Annotated in this window: 23 protein-coding genes and 1 pseudogene; 6 read left to right on the top strand and 18 right to left on the bottom strand. The window is 48.0% G+C overall.

What is annotated here, in order from left to right; translation table 11 throughout:
- Positions 1 to 79 precede the first annotated feature (79 nt).
- From L0M14_RS19620 to cymR, 5 genes are all read right to left on the bottom strand, one after another.
- The gene (locus tag L0M14_RS19620; RefSeq protein ID WP_235118291.1) at positions 80 to 1,150 is read right to left on the bottom strand and encodes an AI-2E family transporter; all 1,071 of its coding nucleotides are present in this window, start codon (positions 1,148 to 1,150) and stop codon (positions 80 to 82) included.
- Between the two features lie 183 nt (positions 1,151 to 1,333).
- Positions 1,334 to 1,537 carry a hypothetical protein gene (locus L0M14_RS19625; RefSeq protein WP_235118292.1) on the bottom strand — a complete coding sequence of 68 codons (204 nt, stop codon included), beginning with the start codon at positions 1,535 to 1,537 and terminating at the stop codon, positions 1,334 to 1,336.
- Between the two features lie 10 nt (positions 1,538 to 1,547).
- A complete protein-coding gene (locus tag L0M14_RS19630; protein WP_235118293.1) occupies positions 1,548 to 2,069 on the bottom strand; it encodes a PRC-barrel domain-containing protein in 522 nt (173 codons plus the stop codon).
- 28 nt (positions 2,070 to 2,097) lie between these two features.
- A complete protein-coding gene (locus tag L0M14_RS19635) occupies positions 2,098 to 3,246 on the bottom strand; it encodes a cysteine desulfurase family protein (protein WP_235118294.1) in 1,149 nt (382 codons plus the stop codon).
- Between the two features lie 9 nt (positions 3,247 to 3,255).
- Complete coding sequence (gene cymR, locus L0M14_RS19640; protein WP_235118295.1) at positions 3,256 to 3,675, bottom strand: cysteine metabolism transcriptional regulator CymR; 420 nt, start codon at positions 3,673 to 3,675, stop codon at positions 3,256 to 3,258.
- A gap of 256 nt (positions 3,676 to 3,931) precedes the next feature.
- On the opposite strand from cymR, the gene mnmA reads away from it, so the two are divergent.
- The 3 genes from mnmA (at position 3,932) to L0M14_RS19655 (ending at position 6,276) form a co-directional block, all read left to right on the top strand.
- Entirely contained in the window at positions 3,932 to 5,017 is a 1,086-nt protein-coding gene (gene mnmA / locus L0M14_RS19645; RefSeq protein WP_235118296.1) for a tRNA 2-thiouridine(34) synthase MnmA, read from the top strand.
- Positions 5,018 to 5,048: 31 nt separating this feature from the next.
- Positions 5,049 to 5,735: an AlkZ-related protein gene (locus L0M14_RS19650; RefSeq protein WP_235118297.1), complete on the top strand. Its 687-nt coding sequence runs from the start codon at positions 5,049 to 5,051 to the stop codon at positions 5,733 to 5,735.
- 88 nt (positions 5,736 to 5,823) lie between these two features.
- Positions 5,824 to 6,276 carry a DUF3889 domain-containing protein gene (locus L0M14_RS19655; protein ID WP_235118298.1) on the top strand — a complete coding sequence of 151 codons (453 nt, stop codon included), beginning with the start codon at positions 5,824 to 5,826 and terminating at the stop codon, positions 6,274 to 6,276.
- Positions 6,277 to 6,321: 45 nt separating this feature from the next.
- Here L0M14_RS19655 and L0M14_RS19660 read toward each other — a convergent pair whose 3' ends face one another.
- The gene (locus tag L0M14_RS19660) at positions 6,322 to 7,272 is read right to left on the bottom strand and encodes an S-layer homology domain-containing protein (protein WP_235122967.1); all 951 of its coding nucleotides are present in this window, start codon (positions 7,270 to 7,272) and stop codon (positions 6,322 to 6,324) included.
- 80 nt (positions 7,273 to 7,352) lie between these two features.
- Between L0M14_RS19660 and L0M14_RS19665 the strand changes: the two are divergent.
- Positions 7,353 to 7,535 (top strand): annotated as a pseudogene (locus tag L0M14_RS19665) (polysaccharide deacetylase family protein); the annotation flags it as partial.
- A gap of 155 nt (positions 7,536 to 7,690) precedes the next feature.
- Here the strand turns inward: L0M14_RS19665 and ltrA are convergent.
- The 6 genes from ltrA to L0M14_RS19695 all read right to left on the bottom strand — a co-directional run bounded on the left by ltrA (position 7,691) and on the right by L0M14_RS19695 (position 16,006).
- Positions 7,691 to 8,857, bottom strand: a complete 1,167-nt coding sequence (ltrA, locus tag L0M14_RS19670) for a group II intron reverse transcriptase/maturase (RefSeq protein WP_235118299.1) — start codon at positions 8,855 to 8,857, stop codon at positions 7,691 to 7,693.
- 1,013 nt (positions 8,858 to 9,870) lie between these two features.
- On the bottom strand, positions 9,871 to 11,196 hold the full coding sequence (locus tag L0M14_RS19675) for a replication-associated recombination protein A (protein WP_235118300.1): 1,326 nt from the start codon (positions 11,194 to 11,196) through the stop codon (positions 9,871 to 9,873).
- An 11-nt stretch (positions 11,197 to 11,207) separates the two neighbouring features.
- A complete protein-coding gene (locus L0M14_RS19680; protein WP_235118301.1) occupies positions 11,208 to 11,975 on the bottom strand; it encodes a tRNA threonylcarbamoyladenosine dehydratase in 768 nt (255 codons plus the stop codon).
- A 120-nt stretch (positions 11,976 to 12,095) separates the two neighbouring features.
- Positions 12,096 to 13,874, bottom strand: coding sequence for an aspartate--tRNA ligase (gene aspS, locus L0M14_RS19685; RefSeq protein ID WP_235122968.1), 1,779 nt, complete (start codon positions 13,872 to 13,874; stop codon positions 12,096 to 12,098).
- Positions 13,875 to 13,925: 51 nt separating this feature from the next.
- A complete protein-coding gene (gene hisS, locus L0M14_RS19690; protein WP_235118302.1) occupies positions 13,926 to 15,185 on the bottom strand; it encodes a histidine--tRNA ligase in 1,260 nt (419 codons plus the stop codon).
- A gap of 515 nt (positions 15,186 to 15,700) precedes the next feature.
- Positions 15,701 to 16,006, bottom strand: a complete 306-nt coding sequence (locus tag L0M14_RS19695; RefSeq protein WP_235118303.1) for a winged helix-turn-helix transcriptional regulator — start codon at positions 16,004 to 16,006, stop codon at positions 15,701 to 15,703.
- A gap of 121 nt (positions 16,007 to 16,127) precedes the next feature.
- Between L0M14_RS19695 and L0M14_RS19700 the strand changes: the two genes are divergently transcribed.
- A complete protein-coding gene (locus tag L0M14_RS19700; RefSeq protein WP_235118304.1) occupies positions 16,128 to 16,520 on the top strand; it encodes a DoxX family protein in 393 nt (130 codons plus the stop codon).
- 262 nt (positions 16,521 to 16,782) lie between these two features.
- The gene (locus L0M14_RS19705) at positions 16,783 to 17,181 is read left to right on the top strand and encodes a hypothetical protein (RefSeq protein ID WP_235118305.1); all 399 of its coding nucleotides are present in this window, start codon (positions 16,783 to 16,785) and stop codon (positions 17,179 to 17,181) included.
- A 176-nt stretch (positions 17,182 to 17,357) separates the two neighbouring features.
- Here L0M14_RS19705 and L0M14_RS19710 read toward each other — a convergent pair whose 3' ends face one another.
- The 6 genes from L0M14_RS19710 to L0M14_RS19735 form a co-directional block, all read right to left on the bottom strand.
- A complete protein-coding gene (locus tag L0M14_RS19710) occupies positions 17,358 to 17,585 on the bottom strand; it encodes a hypothetical protein (protein WP_235118306.1) in 228 nt (75 codons plus the stop codon).
- Positions 17,586 to 17,590: 5 nt separating this feature from the next.
- Complete coding sequence (locus tag L0M14_RS19715; protein ID WP_235118307.1) at positions 17,591 to 19,315, bottom strand: FAD-dependent oxidoreductase; 1,725 nt, start codon at positions 19,313 to 19,315, stop codon at positions 17,591 to 17,593.
- A 24-nt stretch (positions 19,316 to 19,339) separates the two neighbouring features.
- Positions 19,340 to 20,899 (bottom strand): coproporphyrinogen III oxidase, encoded by a 1,560-nt coding sequence (locus tag L0M14_RS19720; RefSeq protein ID WP_405030794.1) that lies wholly within the window; start codon positions 20,897 to 20,899, stop codon positions 19,340 to 19,342.
- 220 nt (positions 20,900 to 21,119) lie between these two features.
- Complete coding sequence (locus tag L0M14_RS19725; RefSeq protein WP_235118308.1) at positions 21,120 to 21,293, bottom strand: hypothetical protein; 174 nt, start codon at positions 21,291 to 21,293, stop codon at positions 21,120 to 21,122.
- 61 nt (positions 21,294 to 21,354) lie between these two features.
- Positions 21,355 to 21,795 (bottom strand): D-aminoacyl-tRNA deacylase, encoded by a 441-nt coding sequence (dtd, locus tag L0M14_RS19730; RefSeq protein ID WP_235118309.1) that lies wholly within the window; start codon positions 21,793 to 21,795, stop codon positions 21,355 to 21,357.
- A 16-nt stretch (positions 21,796 to 21,811) separates the two neighbouring features.
- Complete coding sequence (locus tag L0M14_RS19735) at positions 21,812 to 23,998, bottom strand: RelA/SpoT family protein (RefSeq protein ID WP_235118310.1); 2,187 nt, start codon at positions 23,996 to 23,998, stop codon at positions 21,812 to 21,814.
- Between the last annotated feature and the right edge of the window lie 216 nt (positions 23,999 to 24,214).

The raw sequence follows: 24,214 nt of genomic DNA on the forward strand, positions 1-24,214 counted from the left end.
ATCCTCAACCCTCGTGCAAAACCCCTTTGAACCGTGATCCCGCAAGTCACGTTCAAAGGGGTTTTGTGCTTTTCTTATCCTATATAGTCGGTCTGCGAACGTAATGCAGCACGACATGCTGGATGATTACCTTCATAACAGCGAAGAACGGAACCGCCAGGATCAATCCGACAATGCCCGCCACTTCGCCCCCTACCATCAAAGCAAAGATGATAAACAATGGATGCATATGCAAAGATCTCCCTACAACCTGAGGAGAAATCACATTGCCCTCCAGCACCTGAACGGCGAGGTTCACTAAAACAACGAACAGCATCATTTTCAAAGATACGGTTGAAGCCATCAGAATGGCAGGCGCCGCGCCAAAGAACGGTCCCAGATAAGGGATGATGTTAAATACAGCTACTACACTCGCTAATAACAGGGGATACGGCATACCTATGGCCCAGTATCCAATGTAAGCAAGCACCCCTACGATGAGGCAAACCAGCAGCTGCCCCCGCACATAATTGCCAAGAGCCGTATCAATATCAAGCAGCAGCTTAACCGTCACCTTTCGGCGGTCCTTTGGTACAATGGTCAGCGCGGTCTTCTCGAGCAGTTGAATATCTTTCATGATATAAAAAGCGACGAATGGCACGATAAACACGACAAACAGCATATTAATCGTATTGCCGATCTGATTCACATAGTTGGAAATCGCCATGGAAATACTGTTTTCCAGCTTCGTTAACGAATGATTAAAGCCTGTCCGCACGCTATCCGGCAGCATTTGATTCTGATTAAAGCCATCGACGAGCGATTGCGCCCTCATGGCCATCTGCGGCATATGTTCATTGAGTTCATCGAGCTGGTTCATAAACATCGGAGTCACATTCATAATAATGACGGTCATCGAGGTAATAAAGACTCCGTAAATCAGCAGCACAGCAATCGTTCGAGGCACTTTGCGCTGATTCAGCATATTCACTACCGGGTTGAGCAAATAGGACAAGATCATTGCAATAAAGAACGGCGTTATGATCGCCTTCAGAAATTGCCATACATGAAGCAGAAGCGGCTTGATTAATAGAAGCATGTAGATCACTGCAAGTCCTAACAGTATGTAAACAAGCGTTGCAAACCATTTATTATGGTAAAAACGTCCCATCGTTTCACCCCGTCATCAGGCTATATGATTCCGTATACAGTATATGTACAACCTGTGAAAAATAACCCGATAACGCTCTCTTCGAGATCGCTGAACGTACTCAAACAGCAAAAAAAACACCGTAATTCCTGACTTAATGACGGGAATTTACGGTGCTTCAATTAAATTCAAAAATGGACCAGCTTAATTGGCATGCAGCTGAACTTGAGGAATTTCTTCCTCAAAAAACAAATCGTCCAGGGAGCTAAGTGTTCCGTCTTCTTCCACTTGATACACGGACATCTTATCTCCGTTCACGCTGAGCTCGATGAAGCAGCCCCAGCAATAAAACTGATGGGAACCGATCTTGCCGATATCTTTGGAATTGCAATTTGGACAACGCATCATGTTACTCACCCTATTCTTCTTTGGATACGAAGAGTTCTTCTACTTCCGCGGCGCAGTGGGTCGGCACAATAACCGCATCTTCCCCTCTAGTTGCCGTCTCCGGCATAGGAAGCCATTTGCGCCCTTCTTTGAGGTCGGAAATGAAACCTTCGGACAATTCATAACCTACTATTTGTTTACCCCAATCTTCGCCCAAATAAACATCTTCTACCATTCCTAATTGGTGGCCTCCCACCGTAATCATCGGAAGCCCCGTTATTTTCCGGCTCCCATCGATCAAAGCGATCCATCCGGCATCATGGCTGTACTCAGCAATGACGCTTTCGTTCGGTATGGTAACGGCATCTTCTCCTGTGGCGATTATCTGATTCCACTCAATCCATTTGATCGAGGAAAACCATGACTTCGCTTCAAGAAAAATCCCCTTTATGTTCCAATTTGAGTCTATACACAAGTCTTTTACCTGGCCAACCTGTTTCCCTGATTCAACTGTGATCACCGGCAGCCCGATAAGATCTCGCGCTTTGCGCAATCTGAATTCCTCCTAGAACCGCCTGGTACTATCTAGTACGCAATCGCCCCACGATGGTTGCAATTTTGTGCGCGGCTATTTCGATTTGCTCTTTAGAATTCCCCATTCCAAAGCTAAATCGAACAGCGGAGTTCGTTACATTTTCTGGCAAGTGCATGGCTTGTAAGACATGAGATATTTCCAAGGATCCTGAAGTACATGCGGAGCCGCTCGCTGCAGCTATACCTTCGAGATCTAAATTCATCAATAACGTTTCTGTGCTGATACCAGGGAAGCTGATGTTAAGAATGTGCGGGATGGACTGTTCCAAACTACCGTTTATAGTAAAGCCCTCGGTTCCGAGCTGCTGCTCCAATCGGCTGATCATGAGGGAGCGGAGCTCCCAAGCATGCTGCCCGATGTCCTGAAGCTGTGGAAGGATAAGCTCAACAGCTTTGGACATACCGGCAATTGCAGCCATATTCTCGGTTCCGGACCTTCTCTTTCTTTCCTGCGAGCCCCCGAGCGTATGCGGAGTAAGCATCACGTTCTTGCCTATATACAAAGCCCCGACGCCCTTGGGACCATAGATCTTGTGAGCAGAGAAGCTCATCAGATCAACAGGCAGTGCGCCTAGATCAATGGTCAGCTTTCCCAGAGCCTGCACGGCATCGACATGAAAGGGAATTTGGCGGCCCCTTGCCAGCTGTCCGATTTGTTCAATGGGCTGAACGGTTCCAACTTCGTTATTCACGTACATAACGCTGATCAAAGCCGTATCCGGACGTATAGACGCTTCCAGCTCCTCCAATTGAATAAGACCGGTCGGACCTACTGGCAGGTATGTCACCTCGTAGCCCAAGCTCTCCAGCCGTTCATAAGGATGCAGCACAGCATGGTGCTCGATCTGAGTTGTAATGATATGCTTCTTGCCGTCTAATTGAGCATTCAATAAACCGAATATCGCCATATTGTTGCTCTCCGTACCCCCGCTCGTGAATACAAGCTGAGCCGGAAGACAGCCAAGCGCCCCTGCCATCGAATCTCGAAAGCGGTTTAAAGCAGTCCTTGCTGCCCTCCCAAAGCTGTGCGTGCTGGAAGGATTTCCGTAGAGCTCCTGATAAAAAGGCAGCATCGCCTGAAGCACTTCAGGATGGACAGGAGTTGTTGCAGCGTGATCAAGATAAATTGGATTCATTATGCACCTTTAGATGTAGAACATATAATTATCGTTTACGCCTTTGTCCTGAAAAGAAATCAGATGTGAGAGCGTTGTTGAGTCAAGCACTTCTGCAATACTATCTCGAATGCGAATCCACAAATCACGCTTGGCCGGATCGTCTTCCTCCGTGAAATCGACCGGACTGATCGGCCCTTCAAGAACACGAATGACCTCACCGGAAGTAATTTGGTCCGGGGTCTTGGACAGAATGTAACCGCCGTAGGCTCCTCGAATACTTTTGACCAGACCGGCATTTCTCAGCGGGGCTACCAGCTGCTCCAAGTAATGCTCCGAAAGCTGGTGCTTCTCGGCAATACTTTTAAGCGATGTCGGCCCTTCTCCATATCGATGAGACAGCTCCATCATGATCGTGAGGCCATAACGGCCTTTCGTGGATATTTTCAAAGTAACACCTCATTAATTTCATATATGCCGATAAGTTGTCCATATCTAGATTAACAGCGTAACCATTTTTACCCAAAACATTCCTAAACATCCGCGTATCATATATATGGTAACATAATTCCTTGTTTTATGGGTGAAATTCCATGACATTCTCATGAAATATTTTTAAAAAATTATTGGTGGATGTATAATGGTGAGATAGATCTGCAAGCAGGCTTTTGCATGGCTTTGGCAGTTGGAAAAGAGGTTGAAACAAATGAGTAGAAAACGAGTTATTCTTGGCATGTCGGGAGGCGTCGATTCCTCGGTCGCAGCACTGCTGCTCAAGGAGCAAGGACATGAAGTAATCGGGATCTTTATGAAAAATTGGGATGATACCGACGAATTCGGTCATTGTACAGCGGAAGAAGATGCGGAGGATGTCAGACGGGTGTGCGACCAGCTCGATATCCCTTTCTATACAGTGAATTTCGAAAAGCAGTATTACGATAAAGTGTTTGCTTATTTCTTGGACGAGTACCGTAAAGGTCGAACTCCTAATCCGGACGTCATGTGTAATCGGGAAATCAAATTCGGCGAGCTCCTTCAAAAGGTGCTTGATCTGGGCGGAGATTACATTGCAACTGGGCACTATGCCCGCGTCGAAGAACGTGACGGTGAATTTGTGCTGCTGCGCGGGAACGACTCCAATAAAGATCAAACCTACTTCCTGAACATGCTCAATCAAGAGCAGCTGTCCAAGGCTATGTTCCCTATCGGTCATCTGCCAAAGCCTGAAGTTCGGAAAATCGCAGAAGCAGCCGGGCTGGCAACAGCCAAAAAGAAGGACAGCACGGGGATTTGTTTCATCGGCGAAAGAGATTTCAAGACTTTCCTCAGTCAATATCTGCCGGCCAAACCGGGAGATATGCGAGATATTCGCACTGGCGAGGTTAAAGGGCGCCATGACGGCCTGATGTACTACACCCTAGGTCAAAGGCAGGGTCTAGGCATAGGCGGCTCCGGTACGGGCGAGCCATGGTTCGTCGTGGACAAGGACCTGGAGAAAAATGTGCTGCTTGTCGTTCAGGGGGAGCAGTATTCCGGGCTTTACTCTCATGGGCTAACAGCTACAGATCTGAACTGGATCAGTCCCAAGAAACCGGACGGCACCGTCTCGTGTACGGCCAAATTCCGCTACCGCCAGCCCGATCAGAGCGTGAAGCTGACCATAGGCGAAGGCGGGACCTGCGAGGTCGTGTTCGACAAGCCGCAAAAGGCAGTAACACCCGGACAATCCGTCGTATTCTATGACGGGGATGTGTGCTTGGGCGGAGGCATTATCGACAAGGTTCACAAGTAAGAATTTATCTGGACAGGAGGCTGAGAATGCCATGATATCCAGCTCAGTCATGAAAGCAGCAACCTATGAAGAAGCCATTCCTTTGCTCAAGCAAATCGGTATTCTTCCTCTCTCCTCCTTCATACCGGAGCATCCTTCTTTGGAAGCCATTACGGAGCCATCCCAGTGGCATAACGGCTTGGAGACGGACCCTTGGCTGTGGAGAGATCGGTTTGCCGGAGATGGTATTGCTGCCTATGGACGATTTTTTGCCAAAAAGCCTGTACTCATATCTGCAGAATGGTTTCCATTGGTCAAAAACCTGCTTGAAGAGCCCTATACCGTGGAAGAACGCTACCAGGACGGACTAATTCCTAAAGCGGCTGTCGATATTTATCAGGCTGTAGCTGATGATGAAGGCATTGATGCTAGGCTGTTACGGGCAAAAGCCGGGTTGAAAGCCAAGGAGTCCAAGGGGGATTTCGATCGGGCACTCATTGAACTCCAAAGTAAAACCGATCTTGTCATTGCCGGAACAACCGACCGGTTAAACCAAAATGGCGTCAAGAGCGGCTGGAACAGCTCCTGCTATATGACAGCTGCCCATTGGATGGAGCTCCACAAGCTGGAAAAGAACGTGCTTCCTACACCTGAAGCCAAATCTGCTTTCAGAGCTTTGCTTCGTGAGCACTGTTCCGAAGCTGCACAAGCTTATTTTTATAAGATATTCAGGCTTTAGATTCGTGGAAGTTAATATTTACCGTACTGTTCGAAGCATGCAGAACCGTTCAAAAGCAAAAGCTACGCTAGTGGAGGTGGCCATGTACATGAACGGTTTTTCTTTGTTCCTTGTGGGAGTTACTGGCAGCCTGGGTCTGCTTGGCGATCCGGATATAGAGCATCTGCAGCTGAGGGAGTGTTCTGCGGCTGCAGATGCTCCTGTGCAAATGACAGTTCATCCTACTAGCACACAAAACGCTACAGCGACTATTCCCCAACCAGAAGATTCCGATTACGAGAAATGGAGCCGGATGGCTTTTAAAGAAGCCGGTAAGATTTATACACTTCTGGATTATAAGTATTTAGGAAAATCCTACGCGGCGCCCGGCGTCTACCAACAGCAGTTCCGGTTCTGGATCAAGAAGAACAAGCACGAATTCCCGCTGATTGTAACGATTCGATATAATTCTGTGACAGAGAAGGTTTATACCATTCAAATGGAAGAGCAAAAAGGAGCCTGCGGTATTCATGAGTCACCGCCTCCCTCTTCTATTTGTTGAGTGATTATTAGGTTGGAAATGGGCTTCTGGAATGAGGTAAGCTAATCACGGCTGTAGAATTGTAATGATAACGTTTTGATTCTTTATATCCTCATACATGTCTTGATACTGCTGCTTCAGATTTGCATCGTCCAGACTAAAATTAACATCCGATGGAAAGCTAATGGTTACTGCTTGATCTCCAAATTCGCCGATTTTTGAAATTTTCACGATACCTGTAAGATCCTCATTGGCTTCCCAACGCTCTTTGGGCCAAATTTTAATAGTAAACAGTAACCCTCCGTATTCCCGATTATCCTTATTAAAAAAATCAAAGGTTTCTGCCGTATCTTCAGAAATGGCACTTTCCACCTCATATTTCCCTTCCCAGCTTGCCGGTAATTCAACCGTAAGCATATTCTTGATTGTATAGGTAATCGTCGGAACTACCACTTTTGAAGCTAGGCTCATATTCGATTCCTTTAATTTCTGAATGAATGTCACAGCTTCCGCTCTAGTTAACAGATCCTCTTGCAGAAAACCATCAATCGAATGAGACGTTTTCCCTTCAGCAATATGATGATCCAATACATATTGGATGGCATCGTTCATTACATAATTCTTTCCTGCAGCATTAACCGCAAAGATTGCTGCCTGCCCTCTCGATAATGGATGTTGATCGGCCACCCCCCACCCAAGCCGAGACCAATAAGTTACATAGGCATCCGACCAATCGGAAGAACCAGCAGCTTCTTGTTTAACACTATCAGCTTGATAACATCGTATGAGCATAGCAATAAATTCTGTACCAGTGACAGGCTGATCGGGTCTAAACGTGTCGTCGGAATAGCCTTCAACGATTTTAGACTCCACAGCCCAACGTATACTGCTAAATCCCCAAAAGTCTGTTGGAATATCTCGGAAAGAAATATCCTCAGCTAAGACAGGATGCATGTTTAGAGCGTAGATCGCAGCGGACATCCCAACTATCCAAATCCTCTTCATAAGGTTTTTCATCACAATTCACATCCCCATATTTTACAATATATGTTTCTCTGGAAATGTACAACCGAAATCCCTGTCATTCCAGAGCTGGGAGCTTAAGGGGTTCCAATAAAAACAGACGAAAGCAACCTTTTTATTTCAGCGGATGCAAACCTGCCGTCTTTACCTTAAACAATGTTAGTCATGGACCTGGGAATCAAAAAATTCAGCTCGTTGTGATTGCTGCCGATGACGAAAGCGGGGATGCTTACCTGGATTATTTGGAGATTAAATAGAAGAAGCTAGTAGAGTAAGACGGGGGATTACTCCCCCGGACTCCTCATCAAACCGTGCATGCGGATTTCCCGCACACGGCTTTCCTTCGTCAGTTCCCCATCTTCAGGAGTGAGTCGTCTTCACCCGTCACCGGATTGCAAATTTCACTGCTGAATTAGAAACGTGTGGTGAGTAAGTTTGTTAGAAATACCATCCCTGCTTCTTCCAATACTTTGTTTGGAATAAGCCGGTTTGAAACCGTAGACTTCTTTTTCCGCATAAAAGCTCGCACTCTCATGCGTGTCCATTCGTCTAGGCGTTGAAACTTTTTCTTTACGTTCCCAATCCCAAAATAGTTACCAAACCCGCGTGACACTTCATTTAGCTTCTTCATCATTTCGTTAAGGTTGTTACCTTGCTGCCTTCGGGTGATCTTGTGGACTTTCTCTTTGTACTTCTTCACTTTTGCGTCCGGCAAGATGAGATATTCTTTCCAGAAGTCAAATCCTAGAAAACGGAATCCTTCATCGAATTGCACCACTTTCGTTTTCTCTGGATGCATTCTCAGCTGAAGTTCCCCTTCTAAGATGGTTTTTGCCGTTTGGTATGCTTCTTCTGCTCGCTCCTTTGTTTTGCAAAGAATAACTGCATCATCTGCATATCTGACCACAGCAAACCCCTTCTCCTTCATACTCCAGTCGAAATGATTCAGATATAGATTCGCAAGTAATGGACTGATGACCCCGCCTTGTGGGGACCCGACTAACGTTTCATGGAACTGATCATCTTCCATGACTCCTGCGGTGAGCCATCCGCGAATGAGCGTCAGCACTTTACCGTCGGTTATTCGTTCACGAACCTTTTCCATCAGCAGTTCATGCGGAATTTCATCGAAAAAGGATATAATGTCGAGGTCTACCACATAGTCGTATCCGCCGCGCTTTGCTCGTCGAATCGTGTTTATTGCTTGATGCGCAGAGTATCCAGGTCGGAAGCCAAAGCTGTAGTAGTAGAAGTCTTGCTCAAAGATCGGCTCGATGATTTGACGTACAGCCTGCTGGCATACGCGATCTCGGATTGTGGGAATGCCTAACGGTCTTAACTTCCCGTTTTCCTTCTCGATGAAATGTCGCCTGACAGGGTCGGGTTTGTACCGATCTTGTTGCAGTAGCCTTTGGATTTCCTTTAGGTTGATGCCTATGTTCTTCTCGAACATACCAATGCTTACCCCATCAATTCCGCCACTTCCTTGATTCTTCTTTACTGCCAGCCAGGCTTCATTCAGATTGTCCATTTGATATATTTTGTCGATCAGGGAGTAGTATCGTCGTTTCGGTTTCATTGGTGTTTCACCACCTTTACCTGCTACTCACCAAGCTGATCTTGTTCGCGCTACAGATGATCGATTCCTTACTCGTTCTACCTCATGCAACCGCGTGTTAGAAAAAAATTTTTTTTCAATCGCTCCTGTTGCCTGAGGTGTACTCAGGTCGCCAGTTTGCCTCTATCCCCAAGCGCTATCTCGCTCTCGGCGGGACGCACCCTCTTGGTCATACCCTCTCTGGTTTAAGGCGCTTACGATCTCCACTCACTTGAACTCACAGTCTTTGACGAAGCACGTTCCCTTTGCCTCTGTCTTCCCTCTTTTGAAGTGGAAGCAGGTTATGCGACTAAGAATATTTTTTTCCCCACGCGCATACTCATCCGAGTTTTCCCCTCTAGACTGTTACCAGCTTTCATCGGCTCAGACTTATTCGCTACTACGGAACGATCCGCCATCTCGCAGTTCATCGATTTGGCTTTCCCCTTAGGGTTATACCTTGCCTACCTCACACGCGTTTGCGCAGAGGAAACTACGAGACTTCCCTCAGTTATCTGCACATTCTGTTCCATCCATCCTGACCCTAATCACGTAGATGAGCCTTGCAGGTCATATCCCTTTCGCGCTTTCCTGCAAGATATGCCTATGGCATAGATTTCCCCGTTTTTCCGGCGGGTCATCCAACATCTCCGCCACCTCTGGTTCACCGCATTCCGGGCTGGACTTTGCCTGCAGGCCCTTCGGATTCCCCCTCGCGAGAGACACCCTGCCAATCCTTCTCCTACTGGAGTTAGGACTTCTGCTTCGGCTACGGCACTTTAAAGGGTAAAGTTACCGAGTGGATTTGAACCACTTAGATTGTGCGACTGTGAGGCGCACAGAAAAACCGGCGAGATCATTCTCGCCGGTTCAGTTTGTTGATAAAGCATGGATCATTACGAGCTTCAGCAGCTTTTCTCCGATCTAAGGTGATAACAAAACTGTTAAAGGCACCTGCTGCGCTTCTCCGAAAAAGGTGCTTCTCCATTTCCCCTTTATCGACTGTCTCCTGTCTGTCTTCCTCTTCGCTTTTGCTGGTTGGCTTTCATCTTCTCTTCGGTGCCTTGCTCACTCGCGATAAAGATGATTTCATTCTTGATGGCATCGGGCAAATATTGCTGTTGTACGAAATGACCGGGATAATCATGAGGATACATATACCCTTTATGCCCTAGCTTTTCTGCCCCTTTGTAGTGAGTATCCCGAAGATGCAGCGGAACGTCAGCGGACTTGACGTGTTCCATAAGGTGCATAGCTCGCTCGATTGCAATGGGAATCGAATTCGACTTGGGACTCTCCACAGCGAAAATAATTGCCTGGGAAATGACATATTTAGACTCTGGCCAGCCAATCTTATGGTAGGCGTCCATCGCGGTGACGGCCTGAATCATCGCCTGGGGATTAGCCAGGCCGATATCTTCGCTGCAGGCGACTATCAGACGCCTCAGGAACGTCATAGGATCCATGCCGAGCTTCTCGACGGCATAGAGGAACCAGAACAGCGCGGCGTCGCTGGAGCCGCGTACGCTTTTGTGAAAAGCGGACAGCACGTCATACTGCGTAGACTCGTCCGCTTTCACGATCGGGCGGCGGATGGATTCCTCCGCCACCTCTAGCGTAATCTGAACCGTGCCGTCCGGTTCAGGCGAGGTCGTCAGCGCTGCCAGCTCCAGCGCGTTCAGCGAGCGGCGGATGTCGCCGACGGCCATCCGCGCGATGTGCTCCAGCGCCTCCTCGTCCACGCGGAGGCGCATAAAGCCGAGCCCCTTCACGGGGTCGGCCAGCGCTCTTCTCATGGCGATGAGCGCATGCTCCGCCGTGAGGGCCTCGAGCTGAAACAGCGTCGAGCGCGACAGCAAGGCCCCGTTCACATGGTGAAACGGGTTCTCGGTCGTCGCCCCGATGAAGATGAGGATGCCCTGCTCCACGGCGGGCAGCAGCGCATCCTGACGCGAGGTGTTAAAGCGGTGCACCTCGTCGAGAAACAGCGTCGTCTTGCGGCCGTATAGCGCTTTATTCGATTTGGCCTGCTCAATGACTTCGCGTACATCTTTGACTGAAGCATCAACCGCATTTAACTTGATGAATTCGCCTTGCGTCCGGTTGGCGATGATGTTCGCCAGCGTCGTCTTCCCTGTTCCAGGAGGTCCGTACAGCAAAATGGAGCTGACCTGATCCGCCTCAATGGCTCGCCGAAGTAGTTTTCCGCGGCCAACAATATGCTCTTGACCGATATATTCATCCAAGGTAGTCGGACGCATACGATCCGCTAACAATTTGCCGCCAGGATCCTGCTGGCTCGCATAAGTAAACAAATCCATACGTGTCATCCTTACTCGCTTTTCTTCGCTCTTTGCTCAGCTCTCTCGAGCAGCTCCTTAACGGCAACGCTAACCATGATTAAACCCGCTACAGGCGGTACAAACGCATTACTTGCCGGAGGCATCTGAGCTTTGCGGATTTCAGGAGCGTTCTCGGGCACGATCTGCTGAGTGACGTCCTCACGCGGCTTCATCGGCTCCTCGGTAGAGAATACAACCTTTACCCCTTTTTTGATGCCTTCCTTGCGAAGCTTGTGCCTGATAACGCGTGCAATCGGATCCATCGTCGTCTTCGAAATATCCGCTACACGGAATTGAGAAGGGTCCATTTTGTTAGCAGCACCCATACTGGACACCATCGGAATCTTTCTCTGCAAGCATTGTTTGATCAAATGGATCTTGTAGCTAATTGTATCGCTTGCGTCCAAAACATAGTCAAGATCGTATTCAAACAGTTTCTCATACGTCTCTTCCGTGTAAAACATGCGCAGCGAGATCGCATCGCACTCCGGGTTGATCAACTTAATCCGATCTCTCATTAGATCGGCTTTAGGCTGTCCAACAGTGGTCGTCAGCGCATGGATCTGACGATTAATGTTCGTAATGTCCACTACGTCCTTATCGATCAGGATGATGCGTCCCACTCCGGTACGGGCCAATGCTTCAGCTGCGATGGAGCCGACTCCTCCGATACCGAGTACCGCTACCGTACTGTTCTTCATAACTTCCAGTCCCTCGGGACCAATTGCCAGCTCCGTACGGGAAAATTGATGCAGCATGCCGCTGAATCCTCCTTTGTCTAAAAGAACGGAATCCCGCGCCGCGGCTAGACACGAAGGCATCTAACCGCTGAACGCGGGAATCTCGTCTGTATGTGAAAGTAGTCGTTCTAATACTTCTTACGCCTTGCCAGCCGGCTGCTTCAACGCAACGCGAATGGACAACTGCTCAAGCTGCTTGTCTTCCAGCGCGCTTGGAGCATCGGTAAGCAGATCCGTTGCACTGACCGTTTTCGGGAAAGCGATCGTCTCCCGAAGGTTGGATTGACCGGCAATCAGCATGACCAAGCGGTCGAAGCCGAACGCGATACCACCATGTGGCGGAGTACCGTATTCGAAGGCTTCCAATAGGAAACCGAATTTCTCGGTTGCTTCTTCTTTGGAGAAACCAAGAGCGTCAAACATTTTTTCCTGTACTTCGCGCTTAAAGATACGCATGGAACCTCCGCCTACTTCGTAGCCGTTCAGAACAAGGTCATAGGCTTGGGCGCGAATTTGTCCAGGGTCGGTATCGAAGAAGTGCAGGTCTTCCTCTTTAGGACGCGTGAACGGATGGTGCTCCGCGACATAACGCTTCTCTTCTTCATCATAGCCAAGTAATGGGAAGTCTACTACCCATGCAAATTTAAATACGGAATCATCGATCAAGCCAAGATCGCGGCCGATTTTCAGACGAAGATTGCCAAGTACGTCTGCAACGACTTTCTTTTTGTCCGCAGAGAATAGCAGTAAGTCTCCCTCTTCTGCACCCAAACGCTCTGTAAGAGCAGCAATTTCAGCTTCATTGAAGAATTTGACGATAGGCCCTTTGAATTCGCCTTCTTTGACTTGAATCCAAGCTAAGCCTTTGGCTCCGTAGCGTGCTGCGAAAGGCAGCAGATCGTCGATTTCTTTACGGCTCCAAGTGCCGCAGCCTTTGGCATTCAAGGCTTTCACTTGTCCGCCGTTTTTAATTACATTCGCAAACACTTGCACACCGGACTCGCCAACAATGTCGGATACGTCTTGAAGCTCTAGTCCAAAACGCAGATCCGGCTTATCGGAGCCGTATTTAGCCATTGCATCAGCATAGCTTAAGCGTTGGAATGGACGGGCAATGTCCACGCCTGCTGTTTCGTTCATCAGCTTAGCAATGAGCTCTTCCATCAGCTCGAGCAATTGATCTTGCGATAAGAAGGATGTCTCAATATCGACTTGTGTGAATTCCGGCTGACGATCTGCACGAAGATCTTCGTCGCGGAAGCAGCGTGCGATTTGGTAGTAACGCTCCAGACCACCAACCATCAGAAGCTGCTTATAAATTTGCGGAGATTGCGGAAGCGAGAAGAATTCGCCCGGATGAACGCGGCTTGGTACCAAGTATTCACGAGCACCCTCCGGTGTGCTTTTTGTCAGAATCGGTGTTTCTACTTCGATAAAACCTTGCTCGTCAAGGAAATTGCGGAACAGCTTTGCCGCTTTCGAACGAAGCATCAAGGTCTTCTGCATTTCCGGACGGCGAATGTCCAGATAACGGTATTTCAAACGAAGGGATTCATCCACTTGGATGCCATCCTCGATGAAGAATGGAGGTGTCTTCGCAGGGCTCATGATCTCAACCTGTGTGACTTGAATCTCGATTTCGCCGGTTGCGATATTTTTGTTCACTGTTTCAGGGTCGCGCTCTACCACTTTACCTTGCACAGCCAATACGTACTCACTGCGCGCACGGTCTGCTATTGCTAGAGCATCTCCAGAGAAATCCGGATTAAAGACAACTTGTACGATGCCGCTTCTGTCACGAAGATCAATGAACAGCACTCCGCCCAAGTCACGTCTTGTTTGCACCCATCCATTTAAAATCACTGTTTGTCCAACTTGTTCTTTGGTCAATTGACCGCAATGATGTGTTCTGAGCATCATAATTGTTGTTGCCTCCTCATAGGGTTTAAGTACTGATTACAAAAGCTTCTATTCGAATAGCGTCTTCGCTGCATTCGCTGCCAGATCCGCCAAGGTGACGGTTAGCTGATCCCCTGTTTCCATTTTCTTTAGCGTAATTTCCCCGCGAGCAAGCTCGTCGTCGCCAAGAATCGCCACATATTTGGCGTTATATCGGTCCGCAGATTTCATTTGTGCTTTCATCTTACGGCCCAAATAATCTTTCTCCGCAGCTATGCCCTGCTGTCTGAGCTGGTACAGAAGCTTAATGACTTCTTTTTCAGCGGGTTCTCCGAGTGCAATCAAATACACATCAATCGGTTCCGGCTTCGGTACTTCGACACCTTGATTGGCCAGCACGAGCAGGATCCGCTCAAGTCCGAGCCCAAGTCCGACACCCGGCTGATCGCCGCCGCCGATTTGCTCAACCAGCCCGTTATAACGGCCGCCTGCTCCTATCGTATCGATAGATCCAATGCCTGCCGACTTGTATTCGAAAGCCGTATGCGTGTAGTAATCCAGTCCGCGTACAAGCCGGGGATTAATCGTGAATGGGATCTCCATCGCAGTAAGATGATCTTGAACAGCCCCAAAGTGCGTATTACATTCATCATCTAAGTGATCTAAAATACTCGGTGCACCTTCACCATACTTTTGATCTACTTTACAATCAAGAATGCGCATGGGATTGCGATCATACCTGAATTGGCAGTCTTTGCAAAGCTTATCTTTTACTGGAGCGAAGAAAGCCTGCAGCTCGGTTCGATAAGCCGTACGCACGGAAGGCGTGCCCACCGAATTAATTTCAACGGTCACATTCTGCAGTCCAATTTCCTTGTAAAACGTATAGCCCAACGCGATGACCTCCGCGTCGATACTCGGTTCCGTCGATCCGAAAGCTTCAATACCAAACTGATGAAATTGACGGTATCGGCCAGCTTGAGGCTGCTCGTAGCGGAACATCGGGCCTACATAATACAGTTTGCTTACGTCCGGCTCACCATAAAGCTTGTTCTCTACATATGCACGTACGACACCGGCAGTACCTTCCGGTCGAAGTGTAATGCTTCTGTCCCCTTTGTCCTGGAACGTATACATTTCCTTTTCGACAATATCCGTGGTCTCCCCCACCCCGCGCGCGAACAATTCCGTATGTTCAAAGATTGGGGTGCGAATTTCTTTGTAATTAAATCTTCGGCATAGATCCCTAGCTTTGTTCTCCAAGTACTGCCACTTCTCGACATCACCTGGCAGGAGATCCTGTGTACCTTTCGGCTTCTGAATACTCATCTGTATCCACCCTCCTTGTTCCATTCCCTTTTATGAGTCAAACTCCATTCGAGGTCTTTCTAATGAGCTGACCGCGTACAGAGTTAGTTATGAGATAAACCTCTATCGAGGTCTTTCGAAGAGGTAAATTCTTATGGTAACAAAAAAATCCCTCGCCGCTGACTTACGTCAGGGACGAGAGATTTGTTAACCAAATTCACCCGTGGTACCACCCACATTCAGGATTGCCAAGCAATGACTGTATCATTCTTCGCATATGTATCCTGCTCTTGTCGGATAACGCCCGCTACACGCCAGTCAGCTACTGCACCGAAGCTTTGTGACAAAGCTTCATGGTTCCCTGCTGGTCCTCGGGGAGGTCTTTCATTCGCTCATTATAAGAAAGCTTGCAGCCTCGGCTTTCCTCTCTGGATATAGGAATGCGAATTACTTTGTCCCTTCAATGGATCTCAAATTTATCCAATCACATTATTGCTTATTGTAATCATTGAAGCTTTTAAAGTCAAGTGAGCGGACTAAAATTGGTCCGCCCATTTTTGCAGCTCATCCATAACGGATTTAAGACCCTTCCCCTTGCTTGTAAGCTCGTACTCGATCCTCACCGGAGTCTCCGGATAGACATGCCGAATGACAATTCCAGATGCCTCCAGTTCTTTAAATCTTTCCGAAAGCATTCGATCACTCATGCTGGGGATGAGTTCGGAAATATCTTTAAAACGCTTAGGTCCTGTCAGAAGTACATGGATAATCAGCCCTGTCCAACGTTTGCCGAGCAGTTCAAATGCATTTTCGAATTTTGGACACAGTTGATAGTCTTCCATACGAATCATCTCCTTATGAACAATTTTAGCATAGTCGCTTGACAAAAGTAAGTGCCCGTCATAATATACTAACATAAAGTAAGTTGTTTACTAAAAATAATTTATAGAGGAGTTGTTATCTATGGCTTTAGGTTTACTTATTATTCGTCTCATTATCGGTCTTACATTCGCCGCGCACGGTACTCAAAAATTGTTCGGTTGGTTTGGAGGCTACGGACCGAAAGGCACTGGAGGCTTTTTTGAATCCATTGGTATTAAGCCCGGGGTTGCGATGGCTGTTCTTGCAGGATTGGCGGAGTTGCTAGGCGGACTGCTATTTGCGGTCGGACTTTGGACATTCATCGGGGCTGTGCTCATTGTTCTGACTATGATCATGGCTATGGTTAAAGTTCACGGCAAAAACGGCTTCTGGTCGACGTCAGGCGGTATCGAATATAATTTGGTGCTACTCGCGGTGGCTGTCGGTGTAGCTCTCATCGGAGCCGGAGAGTATTCTATCGATTCTCTCCTGTAACTCCATGTAACATAAACACATCTAGATGGGATTATCCAATCATTGCTTGAGCTTTTTCATATGGGACACAGCCTACAGAAACTAATGCTTTTACACAAATCATGCCCGCGCCTCCCATGGCAGACGGGCTTTTCTCATACCTTTAGGATGTGATCATTTTCAAACAATTTTCATTCGCCGGATTGTATATTCGGATTCTACGGACATATACATGTACAACAAGGGGAAAGCCCTTGCAAAATCAATCAGGAGGCTGAGAACAATGACAATTCAAAACCGTTTCCAAGAACAACCGCAGGATTACCTGGTGCTCTTCTCGGATGAAACAGAGGGTGAAGAAGTCGAAGTTGATGTAGTTGAAGAAGTTTCAGAGGCGGATGAAGACGTGGCTGCTGAAGAAGCTGAAGATTCCGATGCTGCGGAAGATGCGGAAGAAGATGCCTCGGATGAGGAAGACTCCGAAGATGAAGCTGAAGAAGATGCCTCGGAGGATGACGCTGTAGATGATTCGGACGATGGGGATGATGCGGAGGATGGGGAAGCTGCTGAAGAGGATGGCGAGGAAGATGTAGAGGATGAAGAGGTCGACGAGGCAGACGGCGATGAAGCCGATGAACCTGCCGACGCCTCATCCGAGGATGCTTCCGACACCGCCGAATAGTTGTAAGCGCACACATATCTCCCATCTTAACATAACCCTACAAAGTGGGGCCTTGGCCTCAAAGCTGGATCAAGTACTTTGCTTGGGATCCCAAATTAATAAGTTCTATGATGTGAACATAAACTAAGAGCCTTTTTTACCATTCTGGAACATACGGTAGAAAAGGCTCTTATATATTAAGGCTTACCTGTCAAGCCTAGCTTAAGATCTCGAATCAACACATAAGTATCGGCATTAGTCAACATTTCTTTGTTGGCAATTAACATGAGTGACTGCTCCGTCAGCAACCCGCGGCGGGTAAGCTCGGCCTGCGCTTCTTCCGCGGATCCAGGTATGCCTAACGCCTGTGTGATCGTATATACCGCTTGTGATAGCGTTAAAGGAATTTTATCTGAGTCCTCCATCTTGGCTATAGCTGCGGAAGGATCCCTTGGAAGGCTTCAGGTTTCATCTTTTTAGCCCCATTTACCAGGTTCACCATTCGTTTCGGATTAGCCTGATCATCCAAATGGAAATTATTGTCGTAGGAGCCTGTAGCAAGTCCCAGCATAAGAGCTGATTTCAAAGCATCAAACGATTTATGCTCCATGAAAGGCTCCGGCTTCACCTCAATCGGCGCAAGTTCTACGCCTTGCTGAATCAGACGGTTCTGCAGCTTAGCCACAAGCTCCTTAGATGCAGAAAGCTGACGGAACGTAACTTTGCCGTCCTGCGCGATTTTCGCAGCGGCCCCCGCCGCTTCTCCCTCCGCCATACCAGTTGGAATGACACGTGCACTACCATGAGGAAGTGTATCATAGCTTGCGGCCCTACCTACAACGAGCAGATTATCCACCTTTTGCGGTACGAGACTTCGGAAAGGTATGGCATATTGCGTCGGCTCACATACAACATTCCCTGAATCGGCTGCAGATACTCTTTGAATATCTACGGGGTAGGAGCCGAATCCAATCCGGTCCCACTGATCCCCATTCGTACAAACATCAACAATATTGAGTCGGTATTCCCCCTGCATATGACGGGTTTCGCGAACATACAGCTCGGGAGCTGTGCCTGCAAGCTCAACGCCGGCAAATTCAGGGAACGTTTTTCTCATATAATCCACAACGTGCGGCAGCTCATTCTTACCGATTTGAAAGGCTTCCTCCACAGACTTGGGATCTAATACATCCACATCAAATATTTGCAGCGAGTTGACCAGAACGGAATTATCGTTTTCACGTCCCATATTCAGGCCCCTCATCTTGGCACGTTCCTTATTTTGGGCGGGATAATTGCTCATCTCTCCGTAGCCCCAAACGCTTACATTATCAACACCTGTCGTTGCAAATTGATCATTATTTAATCGGTTCGCCATCTGGCTCCACACTTCCGGAGTCACATTAGCCAGCTTAAAAACCAGCGTCACCGCCATTTTCGATTTTGGGTCGCCTAAGTCCTCCCGGCCCATCGTAAAGGGCACACCTGCTGCTGCTGCAAAGTCACCGTCCTGAGTGGCATCAATGACAGCTCCGGCTTTTACAGTTTGCTGCGTCCCGTTCTCTAGCACAATTGATGCTCCTTGCACGACCGTGCTTCCTGATTCTCCGGCTGCGGTTACCGGTTCGATCTTCTGTGTCTTCATCAGAACGTCCAGATTTTGTTCATGACGGACCATGTCATTAAAAGCATTAGCCGCTGTACTCACATCAAAGGAGCTTCCCTCTACCTTACTGAACCACTCCGAGAACATTCCTTTATTCAAAACTTCATGCTTACCTAATGGATTCGTCTTGGGCGCATAGTTGAAATCAATGGTATTGAGCCAGCCCTCTGTCATCAATCCACCCAGTATATCCCTGTTTCGCCCATCCACCAGCAACGTAGACAAGCCATTGCGCGCAGCGGATACAGCTGCCGCAATTCCTTCAGGATCTGTGCCCACGACGATAACATCGTAGGAAGCCTTGGGCTTTTCAACAGAACTGACTTGTTCAACCTGCTGCTTATTGCCCGTTGGCTTACTGCTTACCTTATGCTTATATTGATATAATAATGCCCCTGCCGCTGCAACTACAGCACCCAAGATCAGCATCCACATCAAGATGAGCCAACCGCTTGAGGCGGAGCTTCTTCTATTGGAACGAGTTGACATAGAACTGGTACACAACCTCTCCACTTACTGCGAACTAGTCAGCTTCTCACGCAATGGTTGATAAGCTTCGTCCAACAGCTTTATTTTTTTCTCGATATATTCCAAATAGGCTTGATTATACACACTGGGCTCCTTAGGATTAGGGAAGCGCTCAATGCGCTGAGGCACCTCCGATTGTTCTTCTCCGCGAGCAAACAAAATTTTGCTGACTGCTCCGCACCCAAGCCCGATGATAGTTTGACGTTCCTCCATCATTAGGATGTTGTACAAGCTTTCGCGGCCTTCGAAGGCGTAGCCTACATTTTCAAGATTACCGAGGATATTCTTTTGCCGGTATAAGTAATATGGAACATACTCATGCTGCGTGGTCCATTCGATTGCCCGTTCCATCATTTCAGCTACCTCATCCCGCTCCGCGACTTCATACTGCTCTCTATTCTTCGTCATTCGAGAAGCCCGTTTAAACGATAGCGTATGTACAGTCAGCGATTCCGGCAGCAGCTTCTCCGTTTCCACGAGCGAATGCTCAAGCTCCTTCATTCCTTCATTCGGAAGCCCGATGATGAGATCCATGTTAATATTGTCCAGACCCATATCGCGGGCCAATTTGAATTTCTCAATGGTCTCTTCCACTGTATGGTGACGTCCGATTGCATCCAGCGTTTCCTGGGTAAAGCTTTGCGGGTTAATACTGATACGGTCGACGTTCCACTTCTTCATGACCTCGATTTTATCCGGTGTAATAGTATCGGGTCTGCCCGCTTCCACAGTTAGCTCACGTACAGCGGACATGTCCGGAAACGATTCGTGCATCGTAACGAACAAGGCATCCATCTCTTCGGCAGTGATGCTCGTGGGTGTTCCGCCCCCCCAATAAATGGTCGTAATACGCAATCCCGCTTCCTTCATCCATTTGCCCATCAACCGCATCTCTTCATGAAGCCCATGGAGAAAGGAGTGGACTGAGCCATTATTACCGCGAATATCGTAAGCTGGGAACGTGCAGTATGCGCATTTAGTCGGGCAAAAAGGAATCCCGATATAAACACTGACTTCCCGGTCCAAATGGAATAAATCCGGTATCACTTTCAGCTGACGCTCCGCTACCTCGACTAACAGATCTGCTTTCTCATCGCTGACCAAATGCTGCTCCTTGAGCAGCTGCAGGCAAGTCTCTCGGTCATGCTTTTGCAGCAAATTGTGCATGAGCTTCGTCGGCCGAACACCTGTGAGGATCCCCCATGGCTGGGTCAGTCCCGTCATCTGCTGCAGCGCCTGCAAGAGTGACGTACAAACAGCCCGTCGAATCGCCGTCTTTCTGCCTGCTAGGTCATTTAGTCCCATCATACGTTCATTCACGGCTGTCCATTCTTCATCCGGCAGCTCGGTGTCCCGTACTAGAGCAGACGCTCTTGCCAACCCCTCATCTTCATTCTCCAAGACCTCCAACTCGAGCTTAATGCGAAGGTCTGCTTCCTCTATCGACGTATAGCTAATTTCTGTTTCTTCAAAAAATAGACGATGAATATGTAAAATTTCCGTAGTAAGCTCTTCAAAGCCAGTACGGCTCACTTCAATTTTCAAGTAAAGCCCTCCAGTTGTCGATATAACCGTTCATACCTATGGTTTACACCATCTGTAAGTTTACCACAATTTTGAGGCATAGAGAAATTCAGCGGAATAGCAGGCGCCCGTTAAGAACAAGCATGTGAGCTAAGGTTGATGTGAAGCGAGAAGATGAGTATACGCTCAATCAACGAAAAAACCCCGGTCTGCTGATCGGCAGCGCTCGGGGTTTAGAACGTTATCGGTATGATTTTTTCGGAATACACTTTAATTTCTCCTGGTCAGAGGTAAATTCTTCACTCAGTTCAACCTGGCCAAGTGCAGGCGCTTGACTGAGTCTCTCCGCCAAAGATCCTTGCAGCAGCTGCTGTTCCGCAGCTATCATTACTTTATGCTTGATACCTTGCCGCATCTGGGTTGCTCCTAACTGACTGGTTTCACTATCTATTGTTTCCAGCAGCTAGGTATTCTAATCATTTGCTATCTACGATCAGCGTCACCGGTCCCCAATTGACCAGGCTCACATCCATCATTTCTCCGAACATCCCGGTCTCCACATGAAGCCCTTGAGCTCTCAACATTTCATTAAACTTGTGATAGAGCGGCTCTGCCACATCGGGTCTGGCTGCTGCCATAAAGTTGGGACGCTTACCTTTGCGGCAGTCGCCGTACAAAGTAAACTGCGATACCGATAGGATTTGTCCCCCGGTTTCAAGAACGGAGAGATTCATCTTACCCGATTCGTCCTCAAATATTCGCAATCCCGCCATCTTGTCCGCGATATACTTAGCATCCTGCTCGGTATCCTCATGGGTAACACCAACCAGCAGCATCAGTCCCTTGCCGATTTGACCGACGACCCGGCCATCAACAGTAACGGAAGCTTCCTTGCATCGTTGAACAACTACACGCATGATTGTATCTGATCTCCTACGTCTGCATAATTCTTTGAACCGAATAAACATCCTTGACGCGCTTAATCTTCTCTACGACAGATTGCAGATGGTCGATATTTTTAATCAAAATGGTCATATGAATCGTTGCCATTTTATTCTTGTCAGAACGACCGGATACTGCGGATATCATCGTCTTGCTCTCGGATACGGCTTGAAGGACTTCGTTGAGGAAGCCACGACGGTCATGACCGGTAATTTCAATTTCGACATTGAAGTTGGATTCAACCGCTTCCGCCCATTCCACTTCAATCACGCGTTCTTCTTCACCGACACTTGAAGGAATATTCAGGCAATCCTGACGATGTACGGACACTCCGCGTCCTCGTGTGATATATCCAATGATGGAATCACCGGGGACTGGGTTGCAGCATCGGGCAAAACGCACCAATAAATTATCAACGCCCTTGACGCGTACTCCATTAGTCGGACGACTTTTGCGCTCGGTTTGCGGTGCGGCCTTGACTTCCTTCACTTCGCTTGTCAGCTGCAGAATCTGCGCTTCTTCCGCTTCCTTACGAAGCTTCTCCGTCAGCTTGGTACAGATCTGCGCTGCCGTAATTCCACCAAATCCTACTGCGGACAGCATATCTTCCACATCGTTAAAATTAAACTTCTTCGCCGCTTCCAGCAGCTTTTCCTCACTCATGAGCGTAGGAGGATCAATAGCAAGACGCTTGAGCTCGCGCTCGATCATTTCCTTGCCCTTCTCTACGTTTTCCTCACGCTTCTCTTTCTTGAACCACTGCTTGATCTTGCTTCTGGCATGGGATGACTGAGCAATTTTGATCCAATCCTGACTAGGTCCGTAGGAATGTTTGGAAGTGAGAATTTCGATAATATCTCCCGTCTTCAGCTTATGGTCCAAAGGTACGATGCGGCTGTTCACCTTCGCACCAATCGTCCTATTGCCTACCTCTGTATGAATTCGGTAAGCAAAATCAAGCGGAACCGAACCGGCTGGCAATTCAATGACCTCGCCTTTAGGCGTAAAGACAAACACCAGATCCGAGAAGAAATCCATCTTCATAGATTCCATGAATTCGGAAGCGTCGCTCGTTTCCTGCTGCAGCTCGAGAATCTCACGGAACCAATTCATCTTATCTTCAAAAGTTCCCGAAGGAACGACAGAGCCGCCTTCTTTATAAGCCCAGTGCGCTGCGATACCAAACTCAGAGGTCTTGTGCATTTCCCACGTACGGATTTGCACCTCTAACGGTTCCCCTTTGGGACCAATAACTGTCGTATGAAGGGACTGGTACATATTCGGCTTCGGCATCGCGATATAGTCCTTGAAACGACCCGGCATCGGCTTCCAAAGCGTGTGTATGATACCAAGAGATGCGTAGCAATCCTTGATGTTATCCACGATAACCCGAAGGGCCATGAGATCATAGATCTCGTTGAACTGTTTGCCTCGGGAGCTCATCTTTTTATAGATGCTGTACAGATGCTTGGGACGACCTGAGATGTCCCCTTGAATGCTCATCTCCTCAAGCTTCTCGCGGATGCTTTCGATGACATTCTCAATGTACTGCTCGCGTTCGGCGCGTTTCTTCTGCATCAAATTCACTATGCGGTAATACTGCTGCGGGTTCAAATAGCGGAGGGCGATATCCTCCATCTCCCACTTAATCGTCGAAATACCAAGTCTGTGCGCAATCGGACAAAAGATTTCGAGTGTTTCCTCGGCAATTCTTCTTTGGCTCTCCTCAGACTGGTACTTCAGTGTACGCATATTGTGCAAACGGTCCGCCAGCTTAATCAGAATAACGCGAATATCCTGCGCCATCGCGACAAACATTTTCCGATAGTTCTCGTTCTGCTGCTCTTCCTTGGATTTAAACTTGATTCGTTCAAGCTTGGTCAATCCGTCAACGAGCATTGCGCATGTCTTTCCGAATTTATCATAAACGGCTTCGAGTGAAACCGTCGTATCTTCCACGACATCATGTAGCAGTGCTGCAATGATAGAGGTTACATCCATCTGCATGTTCACCAGAATCTCAGCAACAGCTAAGGGATGCAGAATATAGGGTTCCCCTGATTTGCGCACTTGGCCGTGGTGGGCTTCGTCGGCAAAATCATAGGCCTCCCTAATCCTCTGCAAATCATTCTCCTTTAGATAGGTGGAGGCCTTCTCCAGCAGCTGCTCTATACCCATGCATCTACCCATTCCTTTAGTCGATTTTTATTCATTATGCCTGCAAGTCAGGCTCCCCGTCAACTGCTCACCCACTTACTTTCGACAAAATGGTGCTGTTTCTCGCAAAGCTTTCACAATTACGAAGGTCCTATGTCGGGAACAGTTAGAAATTTTACTAGTATCAACCATATGATCTTTGTTTAATCGTTGTTCCTCTTTTCAATCCTGTCCTGC

This window comes from Paenibacillus hexagrammi (assembly GCF_021513275.1).
Classification (GTDB): Bacteria; Bacillota; Bacilli; order Paenibacillales; family NBRC-103111; genus Paenibacillus_E; species Paenibacillus_E hexagrammi.

Bases quoted from the DNA above. Each gene is read 5' to 3' on its own strand.
- L0M14_RS19620 (WP_235118291.1), bottom strand. From the start codon at position 1,150: ATGGGACGTTTTTACCATAATAAATGGTTTGCAACGCTTGTTTACATA.
- L0M14_RS19625 (WP_235118292.1), bottom strand. From the start codon at position 1,537: ATGATGCGTTGTCCAAATTGCAATTCCAAAGATATCGGCAAGATCGGT.
- L0M14_RS19635 (WP_235118294.1), bottom strand. From the start codon at position 3,246: ATGAATCCAATTTATCTTGATCACGCTGCAACAACTCCTGTCCATCCT.
- mnmA (WP_235118296.1), top strand. From the start codon at position 3,932: ATGAGTAGAAAACGAGTTATTCTTGGCATGTCGGGAGGCGTCGATTCC.
- L0M14_RS19650 (WP_235118297.1), top strand. From the start codon at position 5,049: ATGATATCCAGCTCAGTCATGAAAGCAGCAACCTATGAAGAAGCCATT.
- L0M14_RS19655 (WP_235118298.1), top strand. From the start codon at position 5,824: ATGAACGGTTTTTCTTTGTTCCTTGTGGGAGTTACTGGCAGCCTGGGT.
- L0M14_RS19660 (WP_235122967.1), bottom strand. From the start codon at position 7,272: ATGAAAAACCTTATGAAGAGGATTTGGATAGTTGGGATGTCCGCTGCG.
- ltrA (WP_235118299.1), bottom strand. From the start codon at position 8,857: ATGAAACCGAAACGACGATACTACTCCCTGATCGACAAAATATATCAA.
- L0M14_RS19675 (WP_235118300.1), bottom strand. From the start codon at position 11,196: ATGGATTTGTTTACTTATGCGAGCCAGCAGGATCCTGGCGGCAAATTG.
- L0M14_RS19680 (WP_235118301.1), bottom strand. From the start codon at position 11,975: ATGCTGCATCAATTTTCCCGTACGGAGCTGGCAATTGGTCCCGAGGGA.
- aspS (WP_235122968.1), bottom strand. From the start codon at position 13,874: ATGCTCAGAACACATCATTGCGGTCAATTGACCAAAGAACAAGTTGGA.
- hisS (WP_235118302.1), bottom strand. From the start codon at position 15,185: ATGAGTATTCAGAAGCCGAAAGGTACACAGGATCTCCTGCCAGGTGAT.
- L0M14_RS19695 (WP_235118303.1), bottom strand. From the start codon at position 16,006: ATGGAAGACTATCAACTGTGTCCAAAATTCGAAAATGCATTTGAACTG.
- L0M14_RS19700 (WP_235118304.1), top strand. From the start codon at position 16,128: ATGGCTTTAGGTTTACTTATTATTCGTCTCATTATCGGTCTTACATTC.
- L0M14_RS19705 (WP_235118305.1), top strand. From the start codon at position 16,783: ATGACAATTCAAAACCGTTTCCAAGAACAACCGCAGGATTACCTGGTG.
- L0M14_RS19710 (WP_235118306.1), bottom strand. From the start codon at position 17,585: ATGGAGGACTCAGATAAAATTCCTTTAACGCTATCACAAGCGGTATAT.
- L0M14_RS19715 (WP_235118307.1), bottom strand. From the start codon at position 19,315: ATGTCAACTCGTTCCAATAGAAGAAGCTCCGCCTCAAGCGGTTGGCTC.
- L0M14_RS19725 (WP_235118308.1), bottom strand. From the start codon at position 21,293: ATGCGGCAAGGTATCAAGCATAAAGTAATGATAGCTGCGGAACAGCAG.
- dtd (WP_235118309.1), bottom strand. From the start codon at position 21,795: ATGCGTGTAGTTGTTCAACGATGCAAGGAAGCTTCCGTTACTGTTGAT.
- L0M14_RS19735 (WP_235118310.1), bottom strand. From the start codon at position 23,998: ATGGGTATAGAGCAGCTGCTGGAGAAGGCCTCCACCTATCTAAAGGAG.